Origin of the sequence: Dolosigranulum pigrum ATCC 51524 (genome assembly GCF_000245815.1) — a bacterium.
GTDB lineage: Bacteria > Bacillota > Bacilli > Lactobacillales > Carnobacteriaceae_A > Dolosigranulum > Dolosigranulum pigrum.
Genome location: NZ_JH601103.1, coordinates 149,930 through 171,220, shown reverse-complemented (window position 1 = coordinate 171,220; position 21,291 = coordinate 149,930). Strand labels below are relative to the sequence as shown.

Annotated in this window: 21 protein-coding genes; 17 read left to right on the top strand and 4 right to left on the bottom strand. The window is 38.4% G+C overall.

Annotated elements, in window-relative coordinates:
* The first annotated feature begins 68 nt into the window (after positions 1 to 68).
* The 9 genes from HMPREF9703_RS00730 to HMPREF9703_RS00690 all read left to right on the top strand — a co-directional run bounded on the left by HMPREF9703_RS00730 (position 69) and on the right by HMPREF9703_RS00690 (position 8,193).
* A complete protein-coding gene (locus HMPREF9703_RS00730) occupies positions 69 to 788 on the top strand; it encodes a B3/B4 domain-containing protein (protein ID WP_004634729.1) in 720 nt (239 codons plus the stop codon).
* Between the two features lie 160 nt (positions 789 to 948).
* Complete coding sequence (locus HMPREF9703_RS00725) at positions 949 to 1,647, top strand: Crp/Fnr family transcriptional regulator (RefSeq protein WP_004634728.1); 699 nt, start codon at positions 949 to 951, stop codon at positions 1,645 to 1,647.
* A 98-nt stretch (positions 1,648 to 1,745) separates the two neighbouring features.
* Positions 1,746 to 2,033, top strand: coding sequence for a Veg family protein (locus HMPREF9703_RS00720; protein ID WP_004634727.1), 288 nt, complete (start codon positions 1,746 to 1,748; stop codon positions 2,031 to 2,033).
* Between the two features lie 173 nt (positions 2,034 to 2,206).
* A complete protein-coding gene (locus HMPREF9703_RS00715) occupies positions 2,207 to 3,475 on the top strand; it encodes a metal ABC transporter solute-binding protein, Zn/Mn family (protein ID WP_004634726.1) in 1,269 nt (422 codons plus the stop codon).
* A 78-nt stretch (positions 3,476 to 3,553) separates the two neighbouring features.
* Positions 3,554 to 4,261, top strand: a complete 708-nt coding sequence (locus tag HMPREF9703_RS00710; protein ID WP_004634725.1) for a metal ABC transporter ATP-binding protein — start codon at positions 3,554 to 3,556, stop codon at positions 4,259 to 4,261.
* On the top strand, positions 4,207 to 5,010 hold the full coding sequence (locus HMPREF9703_RS00705) for a metal ABC transporter permease (RefSeq protein ID WP_004634724.1): 804 nt from the start codon (positions 4,207 to 4,209) through the stop codon (positions 5,008 to 5,010). The genes HMPREF9703_RS00710 and HMPREF9703_RS00705 overlap by 55 nt, the downstream gene beginning before the upstream one ends.
* 160 nt (positions 5,011 to 5,170) lie before the next feature.
* Complete coding sequence (gene rihC, locus HMPREF9703_RS00700; protein ID WP_004634723.1) at positions 5,171 to 6,079, top strand: ribonucleoside hydrolase RihC; 909 nt, start codon at positions 5,171 to 5,173, stop codon at positions 6,077 to 6,079.
* Positions 6,080 to 6,199: 120 nt separating this feature from the next.
* The gene (locus HMPREF9703_RS00695) at positions 6,200 to 7,255 is read left to right on the top strand and encodes a PTS sugar transporter subunit IIC (RefSeq protein ID WP_004634722.1); all 1,056 of its coding nucleotides are present in this window, start codon (positions 6,200 to 6,202) and stop codon (positions 7,253 to 7,255) included.
* Positions 7,256 to 7,272: 17 nt separating this feature from the next.
* Positions 7,273 to 8,193 (top strand): 2-dehydropantoate 2-reductase, encoded by a 921-nt coding sequence (locus HMPREF9703_RS00690; RefSeq protein ID WP_004634721.1) that lies wholly within the window; start codon positions 7,273 to 7,275, stop codon positions 8,191 to 8,193.
* Between the two features lie 137 nt (positions 8,194 to 8,330).
* Here HMPREF9703_RS00690 and HMPREF9703_RS00685 read toward each other — a convergent pair whose 3' ends face one another.
* Positions 8,331 to 9,269: a sugar-binding transcriptional regulator gene (locus HMPREF9703_RS00685; RefSeq protein ID WP_004634720.1), complete on the bottom strand. Its 939-nt coding sequence runs from the start codon at positions 9,267 to 9,269 to the stop codon at positions 8,331 to 8,333.
* Positions 9,270 to 9,411: 142 nt separating this feature from the next.
* On the opposite strand from HMPREF9703_RS00685, the gene HMPREF9703_RS00680 reads away from it, so the two are divergent.
* The 8 genes from HMPREF9703_RS00680 (at position 9,412) to HMPREF9703_RS00645 (ending at position 16,733) form a co-directional block, all read left to right on the top strand.
* The gene (locus HMPREF9703_RS00680) at positions 9,412 to 10,257 is read left to right on the top strand and encodes a class II fructose-bisphosphate aldolase (RefSeq protein ID WP_004634719.1); all 846 of its coding nucleotides are present in this window, start codon (positions 9,412 to 9,414) and stop codon (positions 10,255 to 10,257) included.
* 4 nt (positions 10,258 to 10,261) lie between these two features.
* Positions 10,262 to 10,960, top strand: coding sequence for a triose-phosphate isomerase (locus tag HMPREF9703_RS00675; protein ID WP_004634718.1), 699 nt, complete (start codon positions 10,262 to 10,264; stop codon positions 10,958 to 10,960).
* Positions 10,961 to 11,482: a YjbQ family protein gene (locus HMPREF9703_RS00670; protein ID WP_004634717.1), complete on the top strand. Its 522-nt coding sequence runs from the start codon at positions 10,961 to 10,963 to the stop codon at positions 11,480 to 11,482.
* 4 nt (positions 11,483 to 11,486) lie between these two features.
* Positions 11,487 to 11,951: a PTS sugar transporter subunit IIA gene (locus tag HMPREF9703_RS00665; protein ID WP_004634716.1), complete on the top strand. Its 465-nt coding sequence runs from the start codon at positions 11,487 to 11,489 to the stop codon at positions 11,949 to 11,951.
* Positions 11,952 to 11,962: 11 nt separating this feature from the next.
* Positions 11,963 to 13,297, top strand: a complete 1,335-nt coding sequence (locus HMPREF9703_RS00660) for a PTS galactitol transporter subunit IIC (RefSeq protein WP_040376858.1) — start codon at positions 11,963 to 11,965, stop codon at positions 13,295 to 13,297.
* A gap of 1 nt (position 13,298) precedes the next feature.
* Complete coding sequence (locus HMPREF9703_RS00655; protein ID WP_004634714.1) at positions 13,299 to 13,580, top strand: PTS sugar transporter subunit IIB; 282 nt, start codon at positions 13,299 to 13,301, stop codon at positions 13,578 to 13,580.
* Between the two features lie 176 nt (positions 13,581 to 13,756).
* Complete coding sequence (locus HMPREF9703_RS00650; protein ID WP_004634713.1) at positions 13,757 to 15,265, top strand: PTS transporter subunit EIIC; 1,509 nt, start codon at positions 13,757 to 13,759, stop codon at positions 15,263 to 15,265.
* A gap of 46 nt (positions 15,266 to 15,311) precedes the next feature.
* Complete coding sequence (locus HMPREF9703_RS00645) at positions 15,312 to 16,733, top strand: glycoside hydrolase family 1 protein (RefSeq protein ID WP_004634712.1); 1,422 nt, start codon at positions 15,312 to 15,314, stop codon at positions 16,731 to 16,733.
* A 72-nt stretch (positions 16,734 to 16,805) separates the two neighbouring features.
* Here HMPREF9703_RS00645 and HMPREF9703_RS00640 read toward each other — a convergent pair whose 3' ends face one another.
* From HMPREF9703_RS00640 to HMPREF9703_RS00630, 3 genes are all read right to left on the bottom strand, one after another.
* Entirely contained in the window at positions 16,806 to 17,618 is an 813-nt protein-coding gene (locus tag HMPREF9703_RS00640; protein WP_004634711.1) for a Cof-type HAD-IIB family hydrolase, read from the bottom strand.
* Between the two features lie 176 nt (positions 17,619 to 17,794).
* Positions 17,795 to 19,240 (bottom strand): sialidase family protein, encoded by a 1,446-nt coding sequence (locus tag HMPREF9703_RS00635; RefSeq protein ID WP_004634710.1) that lies wholly within the window; start codon positions 19,238 to 19,240, stop codon positions 17,795 to 17,797.
* Between the two features lie 125 nt (positions 19,241 to 19,365).
* Positions 19,366 to 21,207 (bottom strand): oligopeptide ABC transporter substrate-binding protein, encoded by a 1,842-nt coding sequence (locus HMPREF9703_RS00630; RefSeq protein ID WP_004634709.1) that lies wholly within the window; start codon positions 21,205 to 21,207, stop codon positions 19,366 to 19,368.
* Between the last annotated feature and the right edge of the window lie 84 nt (positions 21,208 to 21,291).

Genomic DNA, 21,291 nt, shown 5'->3' with positions numbered 1-21,291 from the left:
AGCTATTTTGGTTATGGACGAAAAAAGATTGTATAGTATCGTATGAATAAGAAAGCGAAGTGATTTTGATGAGCAAACAAGTAATCGTGGATCAGTCATTTTGGGAATTATTCCCAGAAGGAGCGATTTATGTGATGGAACTGACGGGGATAGATAATCATAAAACAGAGGGCGATATCGAGCGATTTGAGCAACTTCTTAATCAAGCAGTAGAGAAAGCAGAGCAATTTTTTACTGAAGAAACATTCAGTCATAATGAAGTTATTGCAGTGTGGCGAGAAGCATTTAAACAATTCAAAACGAAAAAAGGAGCTCGTTCTTCGATTGAAGCACTTTTGAAGCGCGCCAGCAAGGGACACAGTTTTCGTTCGATTAACCCGTTAGTTGATATTTATAATAGTGTATCAATTGAATATGGTATTCCTTGTGGTGGGGAAACAGTGGACGCTATTGATGGGGATATGCATTTAGGTACAGCGCAAGGCGGAGAAGCGTTTCGACCATTAGGAGAAGATGAGGACTCACCAGCGCTTGAAGGTGAAATGATTTACTATGATGAATCGGGAGCAATCTGTCGGTGTTTGAATTGGCGTGAAGCAGAGCGAACGATGCTTACCCCGGAGACGACGCATGCGATTTTAGTGATTGAAACGGTGCAACACGATCAGCGAGAACGTGCAGAGGAGGCGCTGCAAACGTTGAGAGAACGTTGTGAGGACTATTTTGGTGTGCCAGCACAGACGTATCAGCTGACTAAAGACCAACCAAGCGCACAACTAGACACATAGGCTATATTAACCAAAGTCATTCCGCCAAAGTATAACGATACTTACTCTAGGTGTTGTTTGTCTTAGTGACGCTAAGCGGGTGTGTTGCTTTAGAGATGAGTTTTCGTATGCGGGTAAATTTATAGCAGATAATCAACGGATAGTGTGGGGATTTATCACGATGGTAAATAGAGATATCGAGTTATTTATGGAGGGATTAGACGAACGGCCGTTTTTTAAGAAATTCTCAGCGGAAGCGGTCGCTCAGATCAAAAATATGTCCATTATTCGCCAATACGATAAGGGGCAGATGCTATTTTATGAGCAGGATCCGAAGAATTATTATTATTTTGTACTAAATGGGCTGATTAAGCTGGAGAGTCGCAGTTATAATGGCGAGAGTATCTACGCGGATTTTATCACAACGAATGATTTTTTTCCGTATGGTGAGGTATTCGGCGATGATGTCTATACAGCCAGTGCTGAGGCTGAGACGACGGCGATGATGTTGATGCTGCCGGTAGATGAGTTTGAAGCGATTGTTCGCTCAAGTCCAGCTATACTGTTGGAGATGTATAAAGAATTGTCACAGGTCTTGTTGTATCATGAGAAGCGAGTACGAGCAGTGACGATCTCCAGTGCGACAGAGCGGGTAGAACAGATGTTAGCGCTGTGGATGTTAGATATGGGGCATATGAAAGATCAACATGTGATTATTCCGTATCCATTAACGATTATCCAACTAGCTGAAGTGGCAGGTACAACGCGTGAAACCGCGGGGAAAGTCATTAAGCGCCTAACGGAAGAAGAGCGGATCAATTATGGACGTAAACAAATAGAAATCTTAGATGCGGATTATTTTTTCGAGTTGATTGAATAGGGAAGTGCTAAGGAATCAAAAGAGATATTCTCATATACTTTTAATTTTAGAAGATTTATGATATAATAATAGTAGAATCTTTGCGAGGAGAATTTACGATGACAGACACACTAGAGACAATCGATGATATTAAAGCACAACTCGAGAAAAAAATTGGTCAACGCATTGAACTTGTTGTCGATAAAGGCCGTAAGAAAACAAGAGAACGTCGCGGTGTTTTGAAAGATACGTATCCAGCCATCTTTATTATTGAGTTGAATGATGAAGTGGAGTATGAAAGGTTGTCCTTTAGCTATACCGATGTTCTGACTGGAATTGTTGATATTACCTTCTTAGATGAAGAAGATGATTCTGATCATAGTGACAACACGCAAGAAGAAGCGTAAATATAAGCCATCTGCCGATATGGTAGGTGGTTTTTTGTTATTGTGGGGAAGATAGTGGAATATGGCTTGACATTCAACTGTATTTTGCTTAAAATAGTAAATCGTAATGGATACTATCTGTAGTTATACTAAATTAAAAATTAAAATAATTAGATTAGAAAGGAAGCGATAGGATGTTAAAACAATGGATGAAGTACTGTATAAGCGGTGTCTTGGGATTAACATTAGTTGCCTGTGGAACTGGCGAGCAAGATAATGGTGAGGTAGCAAGTACCCCAGAGACAACCGGTGACGAGCCAATTGAAGTGATGACGACTTTTTATCCGATGTATGAATTCGCTCGAGAAGTGGGTGGCGACCGAGCTAATGTGCAGATGATGTTGGATGCAGGTGAAGATGCGCATACATTTGAACCCAGCGCACAAGATGTGGCTAAAGTTTCAGAGGCAGACGTTTTTGTCTATAGTAGTGAAGAGATGGAATTCTGGGTGCCATCGCTTCTAGAATCAGTTGAGAATCCTGATTTAACAGTGGCACGAGCAGCAGATGGCATTGATTTGCATGAGCGTCATGACCATGAGGAAGATGACCACGCACATGGCGAAGATGAACATCACCACGATCATGAAGACCACGACCATGCACATGGCGAGGTTGCTCAAGGTGAATCAGGTATTGTTGGAGTACAAGGACACTACCATACTGGGGATACAGCCACACTTAAATATGAAAGTACAGCCATAGATGCACAGGAACTCCACTGGAAAGTAACCGTCAATGGAGATGTTGTTGACGAAGTAACGACCACTTCTGATGAATCATTCGAATACACAGTCACTGAAGATGGAGCCACAATTGATGTTGAGGTGCATGATGCGACTGGAGAGCATGTTGCTGAAGAGAAGATTCAGTTACACGTGGATGATCACGAAGCGGTAGATCCGCATACTTGGTTAGATTTAGTGTATGCGCAAGAGCAAGTGGATGTGATTAAAGATGCATTCATTGAAGCTGATCCAGCAGGTGAAGATATATACGAACAGAATGCGCAAGATTTTAAAGCACAACTGCAAGCCTTGCACGAAGAATATGAAGAGACACTCAAAGATGCCGAACACCGAAATTTTGTCGTCCAACATGAAGCATTCGGGCACTTTGCTCAGCGATACAACTTGAACCAAATTGCTATCGGAGGACTTTCTACAGAAGTCGAACCGAGCCCGTCACGAATCGCTGAAGTGGGTCGCATTGTTGAAGAATATGATGTGCCGGTTATTTATTATCAACAAGGAGCAGACTCTAGTATCGCACAAACGGTTGCTGAAGAGACCGGGACAGAAGTTGCTCAACTCTTTGACTTAGAGGTCTTGTCTGATCAGGCAGACAGTTACCTTGATGCCATGAAACAAAACCTGGAACAACTGAAATTAAGTATCCGATAACCACTGCTTTTACCACCCCTTGACTGAGCTGACAAGGTAGGACTAGCAATCATGCTATAGAGAAGAAAGGAAACAGCAATGACGTATATTGATGTGAAGGACTTAGCCTTTCAATATGATGATGAACCCGTCTTGGAGAATATCTCCTTCAAGGTGGAACCCGGTGACTTTTTAATCTTGACCGGAGAGAACGGAGCTGCGAAGACAACTTTACTTCGCAATATCTTAGGACTCTTGCAACCTCATAAAGGAAATGTGACGATTGCCAAACAAAATATTCATGGGCAAGAGATGGTCGTTGGCTATGTTCCCCAACAAGTCGCTTCCTTCAATGTTGGTTTCCCAAGTACAGTTTTGGAATTGGTTAAGTCGGGACGTTACCCACATGGTCGCTGGTTTAGCCGCTTAGATGAGGATGATCATGAACATGTTCAACGGGCCTTGGAATCAGTCGGCATGTGGGATCAGCGCCATAAAAAAATTGGCGAACTATCTGGTGGGCAGAAGCAACGGATCTCACTAGCGCGCACATTTGCCACTGATCCGGATATCTTCGTATTGGATGAACCGACTGCCGGGATGGATAAGACTTCCCGCCAACAATTCTATGAACTGCTTAGACATAATGCCACTTACCATAATAAAGCGATCCTAATGGTGACGCATGATTACGATGACTTGAAATATTACGCCGACAAACATGTCGAGCTGGTTAGAAAGGAAGATTCACCGTGGAGATGTTTTTCTATGGATTCATGCAAAGAGCTTTCCAAGCAGCCTTCTTAATTTCACTGATTGCCCCCATACTTGGTTTATTCCTGATCTTGCGGCGTCAATCATTGATGGCTGATACGCTCTCGCACGTTTCTCTAGCCGGTGTTGCTTTAGGACTATTGATCGGCATTAATCCGACATTCGTTAACATCGGAGTTGTCGTAGCTGTCGCTATATTGTTGGAATACTTGCGTTCAGTTTATCGCTCATATTCCGAAATATCGATTGCGATGCTCATGTCAGGTGGGATGGCGATTGCGCTCGTATTAATTGGTCTCTCAGAAGGAAGTGCTTCGGTCAATATTAACACGTTCTTATTTGGCTCGATTGTAACCATTAGTCGCTCACAAGTTTGGATGTTAACAGGATTGACTGCTGTGATTTTTGCCTTGTATATTATTTTCCGCAAGCCCATGTATGTGCTCACCTTTGATGAAGAAATAGCTTATACATTAGGTTTACCGGTGCAGCGCATGTCTATTTTGTTCAATATTTTAACAGGAGTGACGATTGCAATTATTATGCCAATCATGGGTGCGTTACTAGTAGCAGCTATCTTAATCTTGCCAGCAGCCATTTCGATGCGCTTAGCCAAGAGCTTCAGTGGCGTCATTGGAATCGGAATTCTAATTGCCTTAATAGGGACTATTAGCGGGCTAATTACTTCATATAATTGGGGGACCCCACCCGGCGCAACAATTACGTTAATTTTTATTACGATTTTTGCCTTAGTCTCTATGGTCAAGGCAGTCCAAAGATAAAATCAATTCATTCTAATAAGCAGGAAGTGTCTCAGTCTTCGTACGAGGCATTTCCTGTTATTTTTATATAGAATTTCAAACTATTCGCGACAAACTGTTATTTTCGGTAAAATACATATAAGTTGCTTGGATAGAAAAACGAATAAGGAGAAGGTATGACATGTCTGATAAGCGAAAAATAATTTTAGATACAGATCCAGGAATTGATGATGCGGTTGCGATTGCTCTGGCGGCTTTTTCTGAGGCCATTGATATTAAATTAATTACTACCGTATCTGGGAATGTCCATATTGATCACGTCACCGAGAATGTTCTGAAGTTATTAACATTTTATGGGAAAAATATCCCTGTGGCAAAAGGGGCCAATACGCCTCTTATCCGGCAATCAAGAGATGGCAGTCGTATTCACGGCGAGACAGGAATGGCTGGCTATGACTTCCAACCAGGAGATAAATCATTACTGATAGATTCGCCTGCTGTTGTTGCCATGTATCAGCTAATTAAGCAATATCCTGGAGAAATTACACTTGTTACAATTGGGCCACTGACGAACATTGCCTTGTTGTTGAAACTATACCCTGATGTCGCATCAGATATTAAAGAAATCATCTTGATGGGCGGGACCCCGGATCGGGGCAATTATGGTGTCTATACCGAGTTTAATATTGGATATGATCCAGAAGCAGCCCAAGTTGTGTTTAACTCGACTATCCCCCGCACGATGGTTGGGATGAATATCGGGATTAAAGCGATTATTCAACCTGAAGTCAGCGAAAACATTCGTCATTTGAATAAAATAGGGGACATGTTCTACTCCCTCTTTAAGACATATCGTGGAACGTTTCACTCAGGGCTAACGATGTATGATGCCACCGCAATTGCGTACTTAGTGCGCCCAGATATGTTCCAAACGGTAGATACCTTTGTGACTATCGAAACTCAAGGTCAGTATACCACGGGCGCTACCATCGTTGACCTAAACAACTACTTGCACCAACCGTCTGCCTCGATATCAATGCCGAAGTATTTGAAGAATGGTTTGTGCAAGAAATCGACGCATTTGACATAGACTAACAAAAAGATGATAAAAGAATAAATAAGATATTAGATAAGTGCCATTTCATGTGCGGGAATTCACTATTAGAGATATAATATAGTAGCAAGCCAATTATCTAAGGGAGTGATAGAAATGGAAGAAAAATTAACAGCTAAGCAATTTTTAAACCATGTATTAGGAGGAACAGCTACAGGAATAGTTGTAGCACTTATTCCAAATGCTATTTTGGCGACTATTTTCAGGCTTTTTCCTGATAGTGTACTAGCACAGGACTTACTCCATGTTGTGCAAGTGTTTCAGTTTTTAACGGCTATTATGGTTGGGTTTTTGATTGCAAAAAATTTTAAATTGGACCCTATGGAACAGCTAACAGTTGGAGGAGCAGCTTTTATTGGATCTGGTGCTTGGCAATATATAAATGTGGGACTAGATGGAGACCCTCAGTATATCTTCCAATTGCAAGGAATAGGGGATTTAATCAATATTATGATCACAGCTAGCTTAGCTGTAGGAGCAATTTTGTTGATTGGAGATAAACTGGGATCAGTAAAAATTATTTTTCTTCCCATATTAATAGGTGGAGGAATTGGCTACATCGGAAAGTTGTTGTTACCTATTGTTGGTTCAATCACTACAATTATCGGCAATGGAATCAACAGCTTTACGACATTGCAACCAGTATTAATGAGTATATTAATTGCAATGTCATTTGCGATTATTATTGTTAGTCCAATCTCTACCGTTGCAATCGGGCTAGCAATTGGACTTGACGGTATGGCGGCAGCAGCAGCTTCTATGGGAATTGCTGCTACTACAGCTGTATTAGTAATTAGCACAGTGAATAGAAATAAAAAAGGAGTTCCTATTGCTATTGCACTGGGTGGGATGAAAATGATGATGCCTAATTTTCTAACCCAACCAATTATTGGTATTCCTATGATTATAACAGCAGCAATAAGTGCTGTCACAGTACCACTTTTTAATCTTGTCGGAACATCTCAATCAGCTGGTTTTGGGCTTGTTGGCTTGGTTGGACCTATTGCTTCACTTGAATCAGCAAATATCAATTTTTTAATTATGCTATTTGTATGGTTAGTTATACCTTTTAGTGTAGGTTTTGCTATTTCACTATTGTGCGAAAAAGTTCTAAAGTTGTATGAACCAGAAGTATGGATATTTAAAGGATAATAGAAAGGAAATTTAATATGTTAAATATATACATTGCTGGAGCAGGATCAATGGGTTGTCGATTTGGCTACCAATTGACAAAAGCTAATAATACAGTAACTTTATTAGACGAATGGGAGGAACATATTACCGCCATTCAGTCGAAGGGATTATCGATTACGGGTGATCAGGAGGATAATATTGATATACCGATTATGAAGCCTGAAGAGGCAGATCAATCGGCTGATTTAATCATTTTATTTACTAAGGCGATGCAACTTCCTTCTATGTTGCAAAATATTGAGCATATTATGAATGAAGACACAAAGGTATTATGCTTGCTTAATGGATTGGGCCACTTGGAAGAAATCCAAAAGTATGTCCCTAGAGAAAATATTTTAATGGGAGTGACTATCTGGACAGCTCAGATAGAGTCTCCTGGTAAAGTGAAGTTATCGGGTCAAGGAGGTATTAATTTACAAAGTGTTGAGAAAACCGGTGAAACATTCGGTAAAGACCTTATCAATATCTTCAATGAGGCTAATTTAAATGCCGAATATGATCAAGATGTTTGGCCATCAATCTGGCGAAAAGTGTGTGTGAATGGAACAATGAATTCAACATGTGCTCTGATGGATGCAAATATTAGTGAAGTATTTAGTAGCTCACACGGATATAATCTTGTTGAAAAATTAATTAGTGAATTTGTCCAAGTAGCCGCTAAAGAAAATGTCCACTTAGATGCAGACGAAATGTACGATTACGTTGTCTCAGCCTCCAAAAAAGTAGGCGAGCATTACCCTTCAATGCACCAAGATCTCATCCAAAATAAACGACTGACTGAGATTGACTACATCAATGGCGCAATCGTCAAAATTGCCCAAAAATATGATGTAGAAACCCCTTACTGTGAAATGATGACTGAACTCATTCACTTAAAAGAAGATATCTTATTATAGACCACTCTCAGCAACTTACAAAAACGCATATCTTTAAATAAAATACAATCCCCAAAGATTAGAACAACTCATTCTAGTTTTTGGGGATTTATAATTGTAAATATATATGAATAAGTGATTTTACATCAAATAATATATTAATTTTGTATCAAATAATCAGCAATTGTTTGATCAATAATTAAATGATCAATAAAACCTTTATTAAGTAGTATACTAAAGCTTTCAGCTTTTTCTTCACCTACCCCAAAGATTAAAACTTCATTCATCATCTCTATATCTTTTAATTTTAAACCAGTCATTCTGTTAGAAACTGAAGTATTAATGGTGTCTCCGTTACTATCAAAAAATGTGCCGAGAATATCTCCTATAGCACCTTTGTTTTTAATTTCTTCATGTTCAGAAGGAGAAATATTATTAAAGGATTGATATGTTTGAGATGTTGTAGGGTTGCCAATACTAAAGATAGCAAGTTCAGCACTTTTAGCTGAATTATAAGCTCTAGAAATTAAATTAGAAGTCTGAAAAATATTAAATACTTCTTCATTTTCTGCTATTGCAGGTGCATAGAAAAAAGATGCATTACATTTATATTTTTCGGCTAACTGAAAGGCAAGATGGTTAGAATGATATAAAATATTATCAATACCTATTCCGCCCATTAAAGGAATTATTTCTAAATTATTCATAGGATAAAAAGATGCAGCTTGAACAAATTCATAAACGGTAGTGCCCCACCCTAATCCTAAAGAGTGATAATTTGGCAGAATTCCTTCGACAAATTCCGCACATAATAATCCAATATTTTTCTTCCTTTCTGTTATAGGACCAGTATGTGTTGAAATTATAACTGTTTGTAAATTAAACTTCTCTGCTAGGAATTCTTCTTTTTTGATAACATTACTTTGTTTATGAATTATATTTATGCGAACTATTCCTTTATCACGTGCTTCTTGTAGCATAGATGATATAGTAGGGCGAGATTTATTAAGTCTCTTAGCAATTTCTGATTGAGTTAAATTCGCTTCGTAATAAAGTGTGGCAATTTTAGCAAGTAGATCATTTCGATTTGACGACATATGACAACTTCCTTTCTAAATATATAATTTTATTCTACATTAAATTTTACATTTGTAAAGTCACATAACAAATTATTTGTAAGCGTTGACTTTTACTGGTGGTTAGTATTATAGTTGTATTAGAAAGAGGTGAATAGATGTTATGCTAGTTAATTCAAATTATTTATTTAAGGAAGCACAACAACATAAATTTGCTATACCAGCAGCAAATTTTATTGATATAGATTCTGCACGAGTATTTACTCAAACAGCAGAAAAAGAAAACAAACCATTAATATTAGCGTTTGCTCAATCACATAGTCATATTATTTCACTAGAGGAGGCAGCATTAGTTGGAAAATTTTTTAGTGAAAAATTAACAGTTCCGATTGTGCTACATTTAGATCATGGAGAAGATTTCGATTTTATTAAGAAAGCAATTGATTTTGGATTTACTTCAGTTATGATTGATGCTTCACAAGAGTCTTTTGAAGATAATATATCGATAACAAAAAAAGTAGTGGATTATGCTCATCAATTTAATGTGAGTGTTGAGGCTGAATTAGGCCATGTAGGATCAAATGACTTATCAGAATCAAATAGTTTAACAGAATCAGTATACACTGAGGTTAGTGATGTTTTAGAATTTATAAAAAAAACATCAGTTGATTCATTAGCCATTTCAATTGGTACAGCACACGGTGTATATAAAGGAACTCCTCATATTAACTTTGATCGACTAAAGGATATTAAACAAAAAACTAATACCCCCTTAGTATTACACGGAGGATCATCATCAGGAGATGAAAACTTATCTAAGTGTGCTCAATTAGGTATATCAAAGATTAATATATATACTGATTTTTTAAACGGAGCAATGAATGCAATTGAGGAATCTACCTATGATAATTATATAGGACTAAAGAATTTAGCAAATAAGGGAATGGAACAAGTACTCACACATTATTATAAAGTATTCAAAACACAGGAAGTTAGAAAGGAGGTATAGCATCATGAAATATAAGATAAATACACCATTCTTTATTTTCAATCCTAAATCTTATTTTACTGGAGAAAAAATACAAGAGTTTGCTTCTTTAGCTGAGAAATTAGCTGAAAAATATACAGAATTATCAATCTTTATGACAGCACCATTCGCTGATTTACAAAAAATAACAGCACATACAAGAAATATAATCGTAACTGCTCAACATATGGATGGAATAGAACCGGGACGTGGTATGGGATATGTTTTACCTGAATCTTTATACGAATCAGGAGTGAAAGCAGTGTTCTTAAATCACGCTGAAAAACCAATGAATTTTTCAGAATTGGTTAAATCTATTGAACGAGCTAATGAATTAGATATTATTACGATTGTTTGTGCAGATTCAATCAAAGAAGCAAAAGCTATAGCAACGTTGAATCCAGATATTATTTTATGTGAACCGACTGAGCTTATTGGAACTGGTCAAACTAGTAATGATGAGTATATAAGAGAAACAAATGAAGCTATTAAACAGATAAATCCTGATATTTTAGTTATGCAAGCAGCGGGTATTAGTAATACCGATGATGTATATAAAGTTATTTCACTTGGTGCTGATGGAACTGGGTGTACAAGTGGCATAACAGAAGCAGATAACCCAAAAGAAATGTTTGAATCTATGATATATTCAGTAAAAAGCGCTAAAAGAGAGTTGGAACAATAAATGGCAATATATAAAAATAAATTTACTGTTAACACAGAATCTAAGAAAGCCACATATATAAATATAACTAATAATGTAAAAGATAGTGTCAAGAATAGTGGGATAAAGGAAGGGATATGTGTGGTAACAACAAGACATACTACGTGTGCTATATTTTTCGAAGAATATGTGCATGATATAAATGAGGAAGGGGATGAATTTTTACAAGAAGATTTAAATAATGTATTAAGAAAAATTATTCCGGACCACCGAGATGAAACGGCATACAAATATCCTGGAGAAAAACATTATCAAGCAGTAGAAAATTGGGAGAATGCCAATGATTATTTACCTAATGGAGATCGTAGTGCACTCTGGAATGCAGATGCACATTTAAAATCGACTATTATTGGAGCGAGTGAAACGTTAGAAGTTACGGGTGGAAAATTAGGAATAGGAGGGACAGGATATATATATTTAGTCGATTTTGATCAAACTAGGGAGCGACAGCGTGAATTTACAACTATTATAATGGGGGAATAATTTTATGAAAATATTTAAAAAGGATTTAGTTGATTTAAGTACAAATGCAGAAAGTGCTGAAGAATTATTTAGAGAATCTTTTGCTGTGCTAAAAAATAAAGGATATGTTCAAGATGATTTTTTAGAAGCACTGAATAAGAGAGAACATGATTATCCAACTGGTTTAGAATTTCCTAATATTGCTATAGCAATACCACATGCTGATCCGCAATATGTATCAAAACCATTTATCTATATACAAAAATTAAATAATAAGATTTCATTTAAGCACATGGGAAATGCTTCAAAGGAAATTTTTCCAGAATTAGTTTTTACATTAGGAATGAAAGAAGGTGAAAAACAACTAGAACTATTATCCGAATTGATGGAATTCTTTACCAATGAGAAAATTGTTGAAGAATTGAAATCTATAAATAATGAGGAAAAATTACTTTATTTATTATCTAATAATATTATGATGGAGGAATAGAGATGAATAATATAATTTCAGGAATAGAATGGTTTGTTGACCTAGGTCCGACTGTTGTTTTACCTGTATTAATTTTTATATTTGGTTTGGTATTAAAAACTAAACCAGGTAAAGCATTTGAAGCCGCTTTGATGGTTGGTATAGGGTTTATTGGCTTGAATTTAGTAATCGGATTGTTGACAGATACTTTAGGGACTGCAGCACAACAGATGGTAGAAAATTATGGGTTGAATTTATCAGTTATTGATGTAGGTTGGCCTGCTGCAGCAGCAATTTCTTATGGGACAGTTTTAGGGACACTTGCTATACCTATAGGAATAGGGATTAATGTTGTCTTGCTGATTACTGGTCTAACGAAAACTTTGAATGTTGATATTTGGAATTTGTGGCATGCTGCATTTGTTGCATCACTAGTGTATGCTATTTCAAATGATTTTTACTTAAGTATATTAACTACAATAGTTTATATTTTATTAATACAATTATTTGGTGACATGCTCGCTCCTACAATAGAAAAATTTTATGGATTTCCTAATTTAACTTTTCCACATGGAACTGCAATACCTGGATATATAGTTGCTTTACCATTTGAATGGCTTTTTAATAGAATTCCAGGACTTAAAGATTTAGAATTTGATCCAGATACGATTCAAGATAAATTTGGAATTTTAGGTAAATCATCAGTAATGGGGTTAATTATTGGGATTGGAATAGGTATACTTGCTGGATATAACTTTCAAGGAATAGCTGAATTAGCTGTATCTACAGCTGCTGTTATGGTATTATTACCTAAGATGGTATCCGTATTAATGGAAGGATTGACGCCTATATCTGAAGCAGCTAACGATTTAGTTAAAAGTAAATTTCCAGATAGAGAAGTATATATAGGTATGGATGCAGCACTATCAGTAGGACATTCTTCAGTTTTATCATCTAGTTTATTATTAGTGCCTATCACAATTCTTTTAGCAGTTATTTTACCAGGCAATAAGACACTTCCTTTTGGTGACTTAGCAACTATACCTTTTGTTGTTTGTTTAATGGCACCTGTTTTTAATGGGAATATTGTAAAAACAGTCATTTCAGGGACATTTTATATGATTAGTGTTCTCTATATTACGTCATGGGTTGCTCCACTTGTTACAACAGTAGCTCAAACAGCTAATTTTGACTTAGGTGGACACAGTCAAATTACTGCATTAGCAGAAGGTGGGTTGTGGACTACTGGTTTATTTGTGAGTGTAGCACAATGGTTAGGATGGATAGGAATAAGTTCCATTGGAATTATATTATTAATTGGTTTATATTATGTAAATAAAATAAGAGGAAAATCGGAGGTAGAATAAAATGAAAAAGTTATTGATAATGTGTGGAACAGGTGTAGCAACTTCAACGGTTGTTACAAATAAAGTAAAAGAATGGTTGAAAAAAGAAAGTATGGATAAAGAAGTAAAAATTATTCAGTCTAAAGTATCTGATGAAGTTGGTAGATTAGATGAATATGATGTAGTATTAAGTACAACCACTGTTCCTGAAAGGGTAAAGGATAAGGTTATAGATGGTGTTCCTCTATTAACGGGAATTAATGTAGATGAAATGTACAAGGAAATTAAAGACAAATTAAGCTAGTAAATAGATATTATGAAGCTGTATATAGTTCTTAAATGAGATACTATATACAGCTTTTTATGTTTAAAACATATTGGCATGAAGATGCTAGTGAACGAACATACATTGATAAATATGATAAAAAGGGTTACAATTTATATGGTTGAATTATAATTAAAAAAAGAGAGGGACAGATTATGTTTAAGAAATTTTCACGTTTAGGTCAGGCGTTTATGTTGCCGATTTCTATTTTACCGGCAGCTGGTTTGCTATTGGGAATTGGTGGTGCGTTGTCGAATGAAACAGCTGTTCAACAATTTCCTGTATTAGGCCAGGCATGGTTGCAAGTAATTTTTAAGATTATGTCCGTAGCCGGAGAAGCAGTATTTGCTAATATTGCGCTTATCTTTAGTATTGGTGTGGCAGTCGGCTTAGCAAAAGCAGATAAAGGAACAGCTGGATTAGCATCGGGGATTGCTTATCTTGTCTATACAGCTACAATCAGTGGACTGTTGGAGTTATTCTCACCTGAAGATGCTAGTATTGACACAGGTGTATTAGGGGCGTTAGTCATTGGTCTTGTGGTTGTTTACTTACACGGTAAATACAGAAAAATTGATCTCCCACAATTCCTAGGATTCTTCGGGGGATCACGTTTTATTCCAATTGTATCATCTGTTGCTGCAATTATTATTGGTGCTATTTTTTACTTCATTTGGCCACCTATTCAAAGTGGATTAGTTGTTACAGGTGAATATATTGCTCAGTTAGGTAGTTTTGGTTCATTCTTATATGGATTTTTCCTGCGATTAACAGGGGCGGTTGGGTTGCACCATACGATTTATCCAATGTTCTGGTACACATCATTAGGTGGAGCAGAAGCTGTTGGTGGTAATATGATTCAAGGAGCTCAAAATATTTTCTTTGCACAATTAGCTGAGCCGGGTTTTGAAGGGTTGTTTACGTACGGCACACGATTTTTTGCTGGGCGTTTTGCGACCATGATTTTTGGATTACCGGCAGCGTGTTTGGCGATGTATCATTCTATTCCGAAGAAAAATCGAAAAGCTAATGCGAGTTTTTATTTTAGTTCAGGATTGACTTCAGCTCTAACAGGAATTACCGAGCCAATTGAATTTTCATTTTTATTTGTAGCACCCTGGTTATATGTGATTCATGCTTTCTTAGATGGAGTATCCTTCTTTGTTGCAGATCTATTGTCTATCCGAATCGGGAACTCGTTCTCTGGTGGTTTAATTGACTTTTTCTTATTTGGTATTTTGCAAGGAAATCATCATACAAATTGGTTACTTGTGCTACCAGTTGGAGTAGCGTGGGCAGCAATGTATTATGTTGTATTCCGCTTTTTTGTTACTAAATTTAAGGTGGCTGTTCCGGGTATGATAGATGAAGAAGAGCTCACTTCTGATTCATCCACTGCTCCTTCATCGAATAATTCATTAAAAGATGAAGCGCAGATGATTATTGATGCATTAGGTGGAGCGGAGAATATTGAATCCGTTACTGCTTGTGCAACCAGACTTCGCGTTGCAATCACAAATACAGATCAAGTGGATAAACAGACGATTAAATCATTGGGAGCTACAGCAGTTGTAGAAGTCTCTGGAGGTATTCAAGCCATATTTGGAGGCAAATCAGACTTATATAACCAAGAAATTAGCGAAATATTTGGTTTGGAAGACTAAAGAGAAAATTATTAAAGTAGCCGTATTTAGAAGAAGGAGTGTAATGATGATTTTTCCAAAAGATTTTTTATGGGGTGGGGCGACAGCTGCTAATCAAATTGAAGGGGCATATAATAGGGATGGAAAAGGTTTATCCGTACAAGATGTTACCCCAGATGGTGGATTTGGTTCTGGCAGAATAACCACTGAACCTACCGCGGATAATTTAAAACTTAAAGCGATTGGGTTTTATGATCGATACGAAGAAGATATCGCTTTATTTGCTGAGATGGGATTTAAAGCGTTAAGAATTTCAATTGCATGGAGTCGTATTTTTCCTAAGGGGGATGAACAGACGCCAAATGAAAAAGGACTTCAATTTTATGATAGAGTATTTGATGAGTTAGCAAAGTACGATATTGAACCAGTTGTTACGTTATCACATTATGAAACTCCGTTATACTTGACACGTCAATACAATGGTTGGATTAACAGAAAAATGATTGAGTTTTATAAAAAATATGTAGCAACTGTTTTTGAACGTTATCAAGATAAAGTTAAATATTGGTTAACCTTTAATGAAGTTAATTCAGTACTGCATGCACCTTTTATGAGCGGGGGTATTGCTACGCCTCCAGATAAATTATCTAAACAAGATTTATACCAAGCTGTCCATCATGAACTAGTGGCTTCAGCGTGGGCGACGAAAATTGGTCATGAAATTAATCCTGAATTTAAAATAGGTTGTATGGTTCTAGCAATGCCAGCCTATCCAATGACTGCAGATCCAAAAGATCAATTAGCTGTTCGAGAATTTGAAAATTGTAATTACTTATTTTCTGATATTCATGTGCGAGGAAAATACCCTAATTATATTAAACGGTACTTTAAAGAACAAAATATAGATATTAATTTTGCTGAAGATGACAAAGAATTATTAGCTAATCATACAGTTGATTTTATTTCATTCTCGTATTATATGAGTGTAGCTCAGGCACATAATCCACAAGATTATAAACAAGGAGAAGGGAATATTCTAGGTGGGATTACTAATCCGTATTTAGAAGCAAGTGATTGGGGTTGGCAGATAGATCCAATTGGTTTACGTTTAGTATTAAATAGCTTGTATGATCGTTATCAATTACCTTTATTCATTGTTGAGAACGGGTTTGGGGCTAAAGATGAACTTGTTGAGAACGGAGATGGGTATACAGTAGAAGATGACTACCGAATTGACTACTTAAGAAAGCATTTGATCCAAGTAGGCGAAGCATTAAAAGATGGAGTAGATATTATGGGCTATACAAGTTGGGGGCCAATTGATTTGGTTTCAGCTTCGACTGCTCAGATGAGCAAACGTTACGGATTTATATACGTAGACCGTCATGATGATGGAACAGGGACGCTGAAAAGATACAGAAAGAAATCATTCTACTGGTACAAAGACGTTATTGAAAGTAATGGAGAAATTCTTTTTAATAATAATTAGGACAGAAGTCCGTTATACGAGCATATAATTGATGCTCGTATAACGGACTTTTACATTTATTTTGGAAGAGATTTAATTCTTAATGATATATTCCTCCACAACCTCTAGGACGCCATTGTTGTCGTTACTTGGGGCGATGAGGGGAGTGATGTTTTTAAGGTCTTGGTAGGCGTTTGTCATGGCGTAACCGTATGTAGCATACTGGATCATTTCGAGGTCATTGCCACTGTCGCCGAATGCAAGGATTTCGTCAGGTGAGATGTTTCGTTTTTGGGCGATGTTTTGGATAGCGACGCCTTTGTTACTGTCAGTAGGATTGATGTCGATATTGTCTCCATTCGTGATGACAGCGTTCAGTTGGTCACCAAATTGTGTGTTCAGTTCAGCAATGAGTTCACGGCAGAGCTCACTGGGGGTTTCTAAGGTGAGTTTGACATATTGGTCTTCTTGTAAGTTCTGTAAATGGTCAACTTCGATCAATTTATGGAAGTAGCGGGCGATGTTTTCTTTATAGGCATCAGAATTATCTGTGCGGATGTAGCCATTGTTGACGCCGGATAAGACGATAGGGACATGCGGATAGTTGGCTTCGACGTAATTAATTAGTGCAGTAAGCGTATCATGATGGATATGAGCAGCTTCTATGAATTCTTCCCCATGATAAATAACACCGCCGTTATCGCCGGCAAAAATAATGTTAGAACGGATGTCTTCCGAAAAAAAGGATTGTAGTTGGGCGACTTGATTTCCACTGGCAACGACAAATGTAATATCCTGGGCTTGTAGTTGTTGGAAGATACGGTTGAATCGTTTGCGGTCATAGTCTTTGTTCGAGTTAAGGAATGTTCCATCCATATCAGTTGCAATAAGTTTAATCGTTGGCATTATATCACCTTTCTAATACTAGTTTACCATAAAGAGAGGCGAGGTTGAACTATGAAGGTTGCGAGGGATACTTAGGTGGATGTTGAAGGTCATGCAAAATAAGTCAGTATTAGTTAGGCGTTAAATAATATAAATAAACAGGCCACTTCGAAGATGAGGTGGCCTGTTTGAGTAGGTTAGTGCTTCTGGAGTAGCTCTGCTAGGGAGAAGGTTTGGAATTTTAGTTGATAGTCATTATGAGCATCATCGGCGGTTTCATAAAGTAGTCCAAATGTCCCCGGAGCTAGTTCTTGGAGGGAGTTATAGGCAAACTTGCCGGTATTAATCTGTCGGTGATGGAGCCAATGTAAGTTGCCTGAAGCATCTACTTCAGCAAGATGGATGTAGCCATTGTTGCGGTCAGGACCTTGGGCATTAGCTAAGAGAATATATTCCTGCTCATGATAGATCGTCTGGATAGCTGAGAGTTGGACGTACACATCTGGCACAGCTTTGAAAGAGATGATGTCTTCTGGCTGATTGTGCCAGCTTGCTCCGCCATCCGTACTGCGCGCCATTTGGACATGGCCAGTTAGATTGCGCATAAAGAGGAGTAAGTCACCATGGGAGGTTTCGACGACACTTGCTTCCGAATTCTGTGCCGTTGTATGAGCCATTGTAGCAGAATGGATGCGTTCGCCATTGTCTAGAATACGACCATCATTGACCGCTTGCCCACAATGCCAAGTGTGTCCGTAATCATCTGAATAAATCACCCGCGAGGATTGGGAGCCTTCGAGGTGGCTGATCCAGTTCGTTGTGTAAGTGGGAATGACGATACGGCCGGTATACGGGGGATGTGTGAGTGTAATGCCAGCCCCTGGACCAATACCGTGGAAGTTCATATGAGATGAGGTGAGCTGTCCAGCAATATTATGAGGGGCGGACCAGGTTTTACCCGCATCATCACTATAAGAATAGTGGATGTGAGCTGTCTTGGCAACGCGAAAAGGAGCGGTTTTATTCGTGATGAAGAAAATATTGCCCACCACATCATTGCCGCGTAAAATATTCCCGTAATCAGAATAATTTGGCTCAGTCGGTTGCGTGACAATCCGATAATCAGTCGGGCTCCCAGTCGGATCATGGACAATGCCTCCGTCACGAATAGTATACGGAGCTGACTCATCTACTCTATCATTGGTGTAAAGGGCTTGATACATTGCTCCGTCAATCTCAACGAAGGGCGGTTCATATGTCTCAGTCATGCCCCATAATCCCTTAATTTCAGGAAACAGATCGTATAAGGCAAAGATTCGTCCGCTGTTTGGGTGCTGAACGAGCGCCATATCAATTAAGAAAGGGCCGTCTACTTCTGGATCTTCAGTTTGTGGATTTCGGCGCAAGTCAAGGATCGTAATTTTTTCTCCCCAAGATTTGCCATTATCTAGGCTACGTCGAATGACCATGGCAATGTCACCGAAATCAGCATACTGGTTACGCCGCTCATCGCCTCCTGCAATTAATGGACCTGTCGTTGTCTGCAACAAAGCAGGGATACGGTAGCAAAAGATGTCATCCGTATTTTTTTCATCATGTGTGCCACTGTTGAACACCGTAATTTCGTCAGTTAATGTCTTCAAGTTCTTTAACTCCTTTTATTGAGAGGTTATCTATTTGAATTATAAAATGCTTACGATAAAAAGGCAACTTTCATTCATATGAAAAACACCCATATCAAGTGAGTTGATATGGGTGAGAGTTAGGGTTATTCAGTTGTCATTGGTTGGTCTGCTAAGAGTTCAATATTGTGAAGACCATATGTTTCGTATTCTTTACCCATGCCTGGTTTGTTACTGTGGACATAAGCTGAGACACGGTTGTTTACTAATGTGAGGTTCGTTGTCCATACGGTTGGGAAGACAGGTGCTTCTTCCATAAAGAATTCTTGCCACTTGTGGAAAGCTTCTGTACGGTATTCTAAGTCATGTGCTTCAGCTGATTGGATATCTGCTAGAAGTTCATTGTGCTCTTCAGACTCGTAACGAGAGTAGTTGAAGGCTGAGTGTGGACCGTATAAGCCATGTGGTGTTGGGTCGTGTCCAACGCCCCAAGCGCCTAGGAAGACATCGATTCCCTCAGCATCGTTCAAGACGTCATCGTAGAAGGCATTCATCTCAAGTAATTCATATTGAACATCTAAACCAATTGCCGCCCATGATTGTTGGTAGAATAAGAAGAGACTCTCATCCGCACCCGTCATTGCGATCATTTTAATCTTCAATGGGTTGCCATCTTTATCGAGACGGTAACCTTCACCTGGTTCGCCTTCCCATTCGTAGCCAGCTTCGTCTAAGAGTTGATTGGCTTTGTCTACGTCATATGGGAAGCCTTCGATATCTTCATTGAAGTATTGTGCGAAGGTTGGTGGAAGCATGGTGGTTGCACGGAAGCGTGTTCCATGGTAGAAGCTCTGAACCATCTCATCGATGTTCAAGGCATGTGCCATTGCTTTACGTAAGTTTTTGTCCGCCATCTTCGCATCCGGGTTGTAGTTAACTTTCCCTTCATCGGCATTCCATTCACCGAGCTTGAAGCCGGTGTAGCCGTAGTAGTTGTCTAGGTGGCCCAGTGTGGTGTAACCAGGAATCCCATCTTGGTAACTTTCATACATGTCAAGTGGCATACCACGGACCCAGTCGAACTGACCGGAGCTTAAACTACTGACGACATTGTTCTTAGAGATACGTGATAGTACCATACCATCAACTTTTGGTGCACCTAAGTAGTAGTCATCGTAGGCTTCATATTGAACCGCAGTATCACTGATTGATTTGACTTTAAAGGGACCGAAGCCAAGTGGGTTCACGCGAACTTCATCTGATGCTTCAATCTTGTCTACCGGGACATCTTCTAAGTGGTGACGAGGTTCGGCATAGGCATAAATTCCACCACCAGAACTTCTCATATTCGGGTTGAATTCTTTATATTCAATCGTCACTGACATATTATCATCTGATAGAGTCAATCCAGAGATGGTGTCTGCTTCACCGTTGTGGTATTCTTCCATTCCCACGACGTTCATTAAGTCATCACCGTAACGTACACCACGGTAATCTGGGTGTCCGACTAATTCGTGTGCAAAGACAATATCATTTGCAGTTAATGGTTCACCATCATGCCAAGTAACCCCATCACGGACAGTTAATGTAACGGTTTTGGCTTCTTCATCGATTTCAATATCGGCTGCGGTACCATATTCTTCACCACCGACTAATTGATAGTTCTCATCCTCAGCTAAGAGTGAGCCTAGCATAGGGCCCATTAAGGTTGAGTCAACTGAATCTTGATAGTGAGTGATACTGAAGACACCTTTCCAAGCACTTTCAGTAACGACACCAACTTGGAGTTCGCCCCCTTCGATAGGGTCGCCTTCATTAATCACGTGATCCTCGTAACCGATCGAATAACCTCGCTCGCCTACAGGGACATCTTCTTGAACTTCAGCGGTAGATTCTTGACTTGCACCGCCACCAGCTCCACAAGCAGCCAACAGCAAGGTCAGCGATGCTGTGGTTGCTAAAAATGCATGTTTCTTACTCAATTTCATACATTTATCCTCCTTTACTCATAGTAGTATAGCATACTTACTTCACAAAAATAAAACATTCACGAATTATTGGCACTTTTTTCA

What these genes read in the sequence shown, in the direction of transcription:
- HMPREF9703_RS00730 (WP_004634729.1), top strand. Translation starts at nt 69, where the DNA reads ATGAGCAAACAAGTAATCGTGGATCAGTCATTTTGGGAATTATTCCCA.
- HMPREF9703_RS00725 (WP_004634728.1), top strand. Translation starts at nt 949, where the DNA reads ATGGTAAATAGAGATATCGAGTTATTTATGGAGGGATTAGACGAACGG.
- HMPREF9703_RS00720 (WP_004634727.1), top strand. Translation starts at nt 1,746, where the DNA reads ATGACAGACACACTAGAGACAATCGATGATATTAAAGCACAACTCGAG.
- HMPREF9703_RS00715 (WP_004634726.1), top strand. Translation starts at nt 2,207, where the DNA reads ATGTTAAAACAATGGATGAAGTACTGTATAAGCGGTGTCTTGGGATTA.
- HMPREF9703_RS00710 (WP_004634725.1), top strand. Translation starts at nt 3,554, where the DNA reads ATGACGTATATTGATGTGAAGGACTTAGCCTTTCAATATGATGATGAA.
- rihC (WP_004634723.1), top strand. Translation starts at nt 5,171, where the DNA reads ATGTCTGATAAGCGAAAAATAATTTTAGATACAGATCCAGGAATTGAT.
- HMPREF9703_RS00695 (WP_004634722.1), top strand. Translation starts at nt 6,200, where the DNA reads ATGGAAGAAAAATTAACAGCTAAGCAATTTTTAAACCATGTATTAGGA.
- HMPREF9703_RS00690 (WP_004634721.1), top strand. Translation starts at nt 7,273, where the DNA reads ATGTTAAATATATACATTGCTGGAGCAGGATCAATGGGTTGTCGATTT.
- HMPREF9703_RS00685 (WP_004634720.1), bottom strand. Translation starts at nt 9,269, where the DNA reads ATGTCGTCAAATCGAAATGATCTACTTGCTAAAATTGCCACACTTTAT.
- HMPREF9703_RS00680 (WP_004634719.1), top strand. Translation starts at nt 9,412, where the DNA reads ATGCTAGTTAATTCAAATTATTTATTTAAGGAAGCACAACAACATAAA.
- HMPREF9703_RS00675 (WP_004634718.1), top strand. Translation starts at nt 10,262, where the DNA reads ATGAAATATAAGATAAATACACCATTCTTTATTTTCAATCCTAAATCT.
- HMPREF9703_RS00670 (WP_004634717.1), top strand. Translation starts at nt 10,961, where the DNA reads ATGGCAATATATAAAAATAAATTTACTGTTAACACAGAATCTAAGAAA.
- HMPREF9703_RS00665 (WP_004634716.1), top strand. Translation starts at nt 11,487, where the DNA reads ATGAAAATATTTAAAAAGGATTTAGTTGATTTAAGTACAAATGCAGAA.
- HMPREF9703_RS00655 (WP_004634714.1), top strand. Translation starts at nt 13,299, where the DNA reads ATGAAAAAGTTATTGATAATGTGTGGAACAGGTGTAGCAACTTCAACG.
- HMPREF9703_RS00650 (WP_004634713.1), top strand. Translation starts at nt 13,757, where the DNA reads ATGTTTAAGAAATTTTCACGTTTAGGTCAGGCGTTTATGTTGCCGATT.
- HMPREF9703_RS00645 (WP_004634712.1), top strand. Translation starts at nt 15,312, where the DNA reads ATGATTTTTCCAAAAGATTTTTTATGGGGTGGGGCGACAGCTGCTAAT.
- HMPREF9703_RS00640 (WP_004634711.1), bottom strand. Translation starts at nt 17,618, where the DNA reads ATGCCAACGATTAAACTTATTGCAACTGATATGGATGGAACATTCCTT.
- HMPREF9703_RS00630 (WP_004634709.1), bottom strand. Translation starts at nt 21,207, where the DNA reads ATGAAATTGAGTAAGAAACATGCATTTTTAGCAACCACAGCATCGCTG.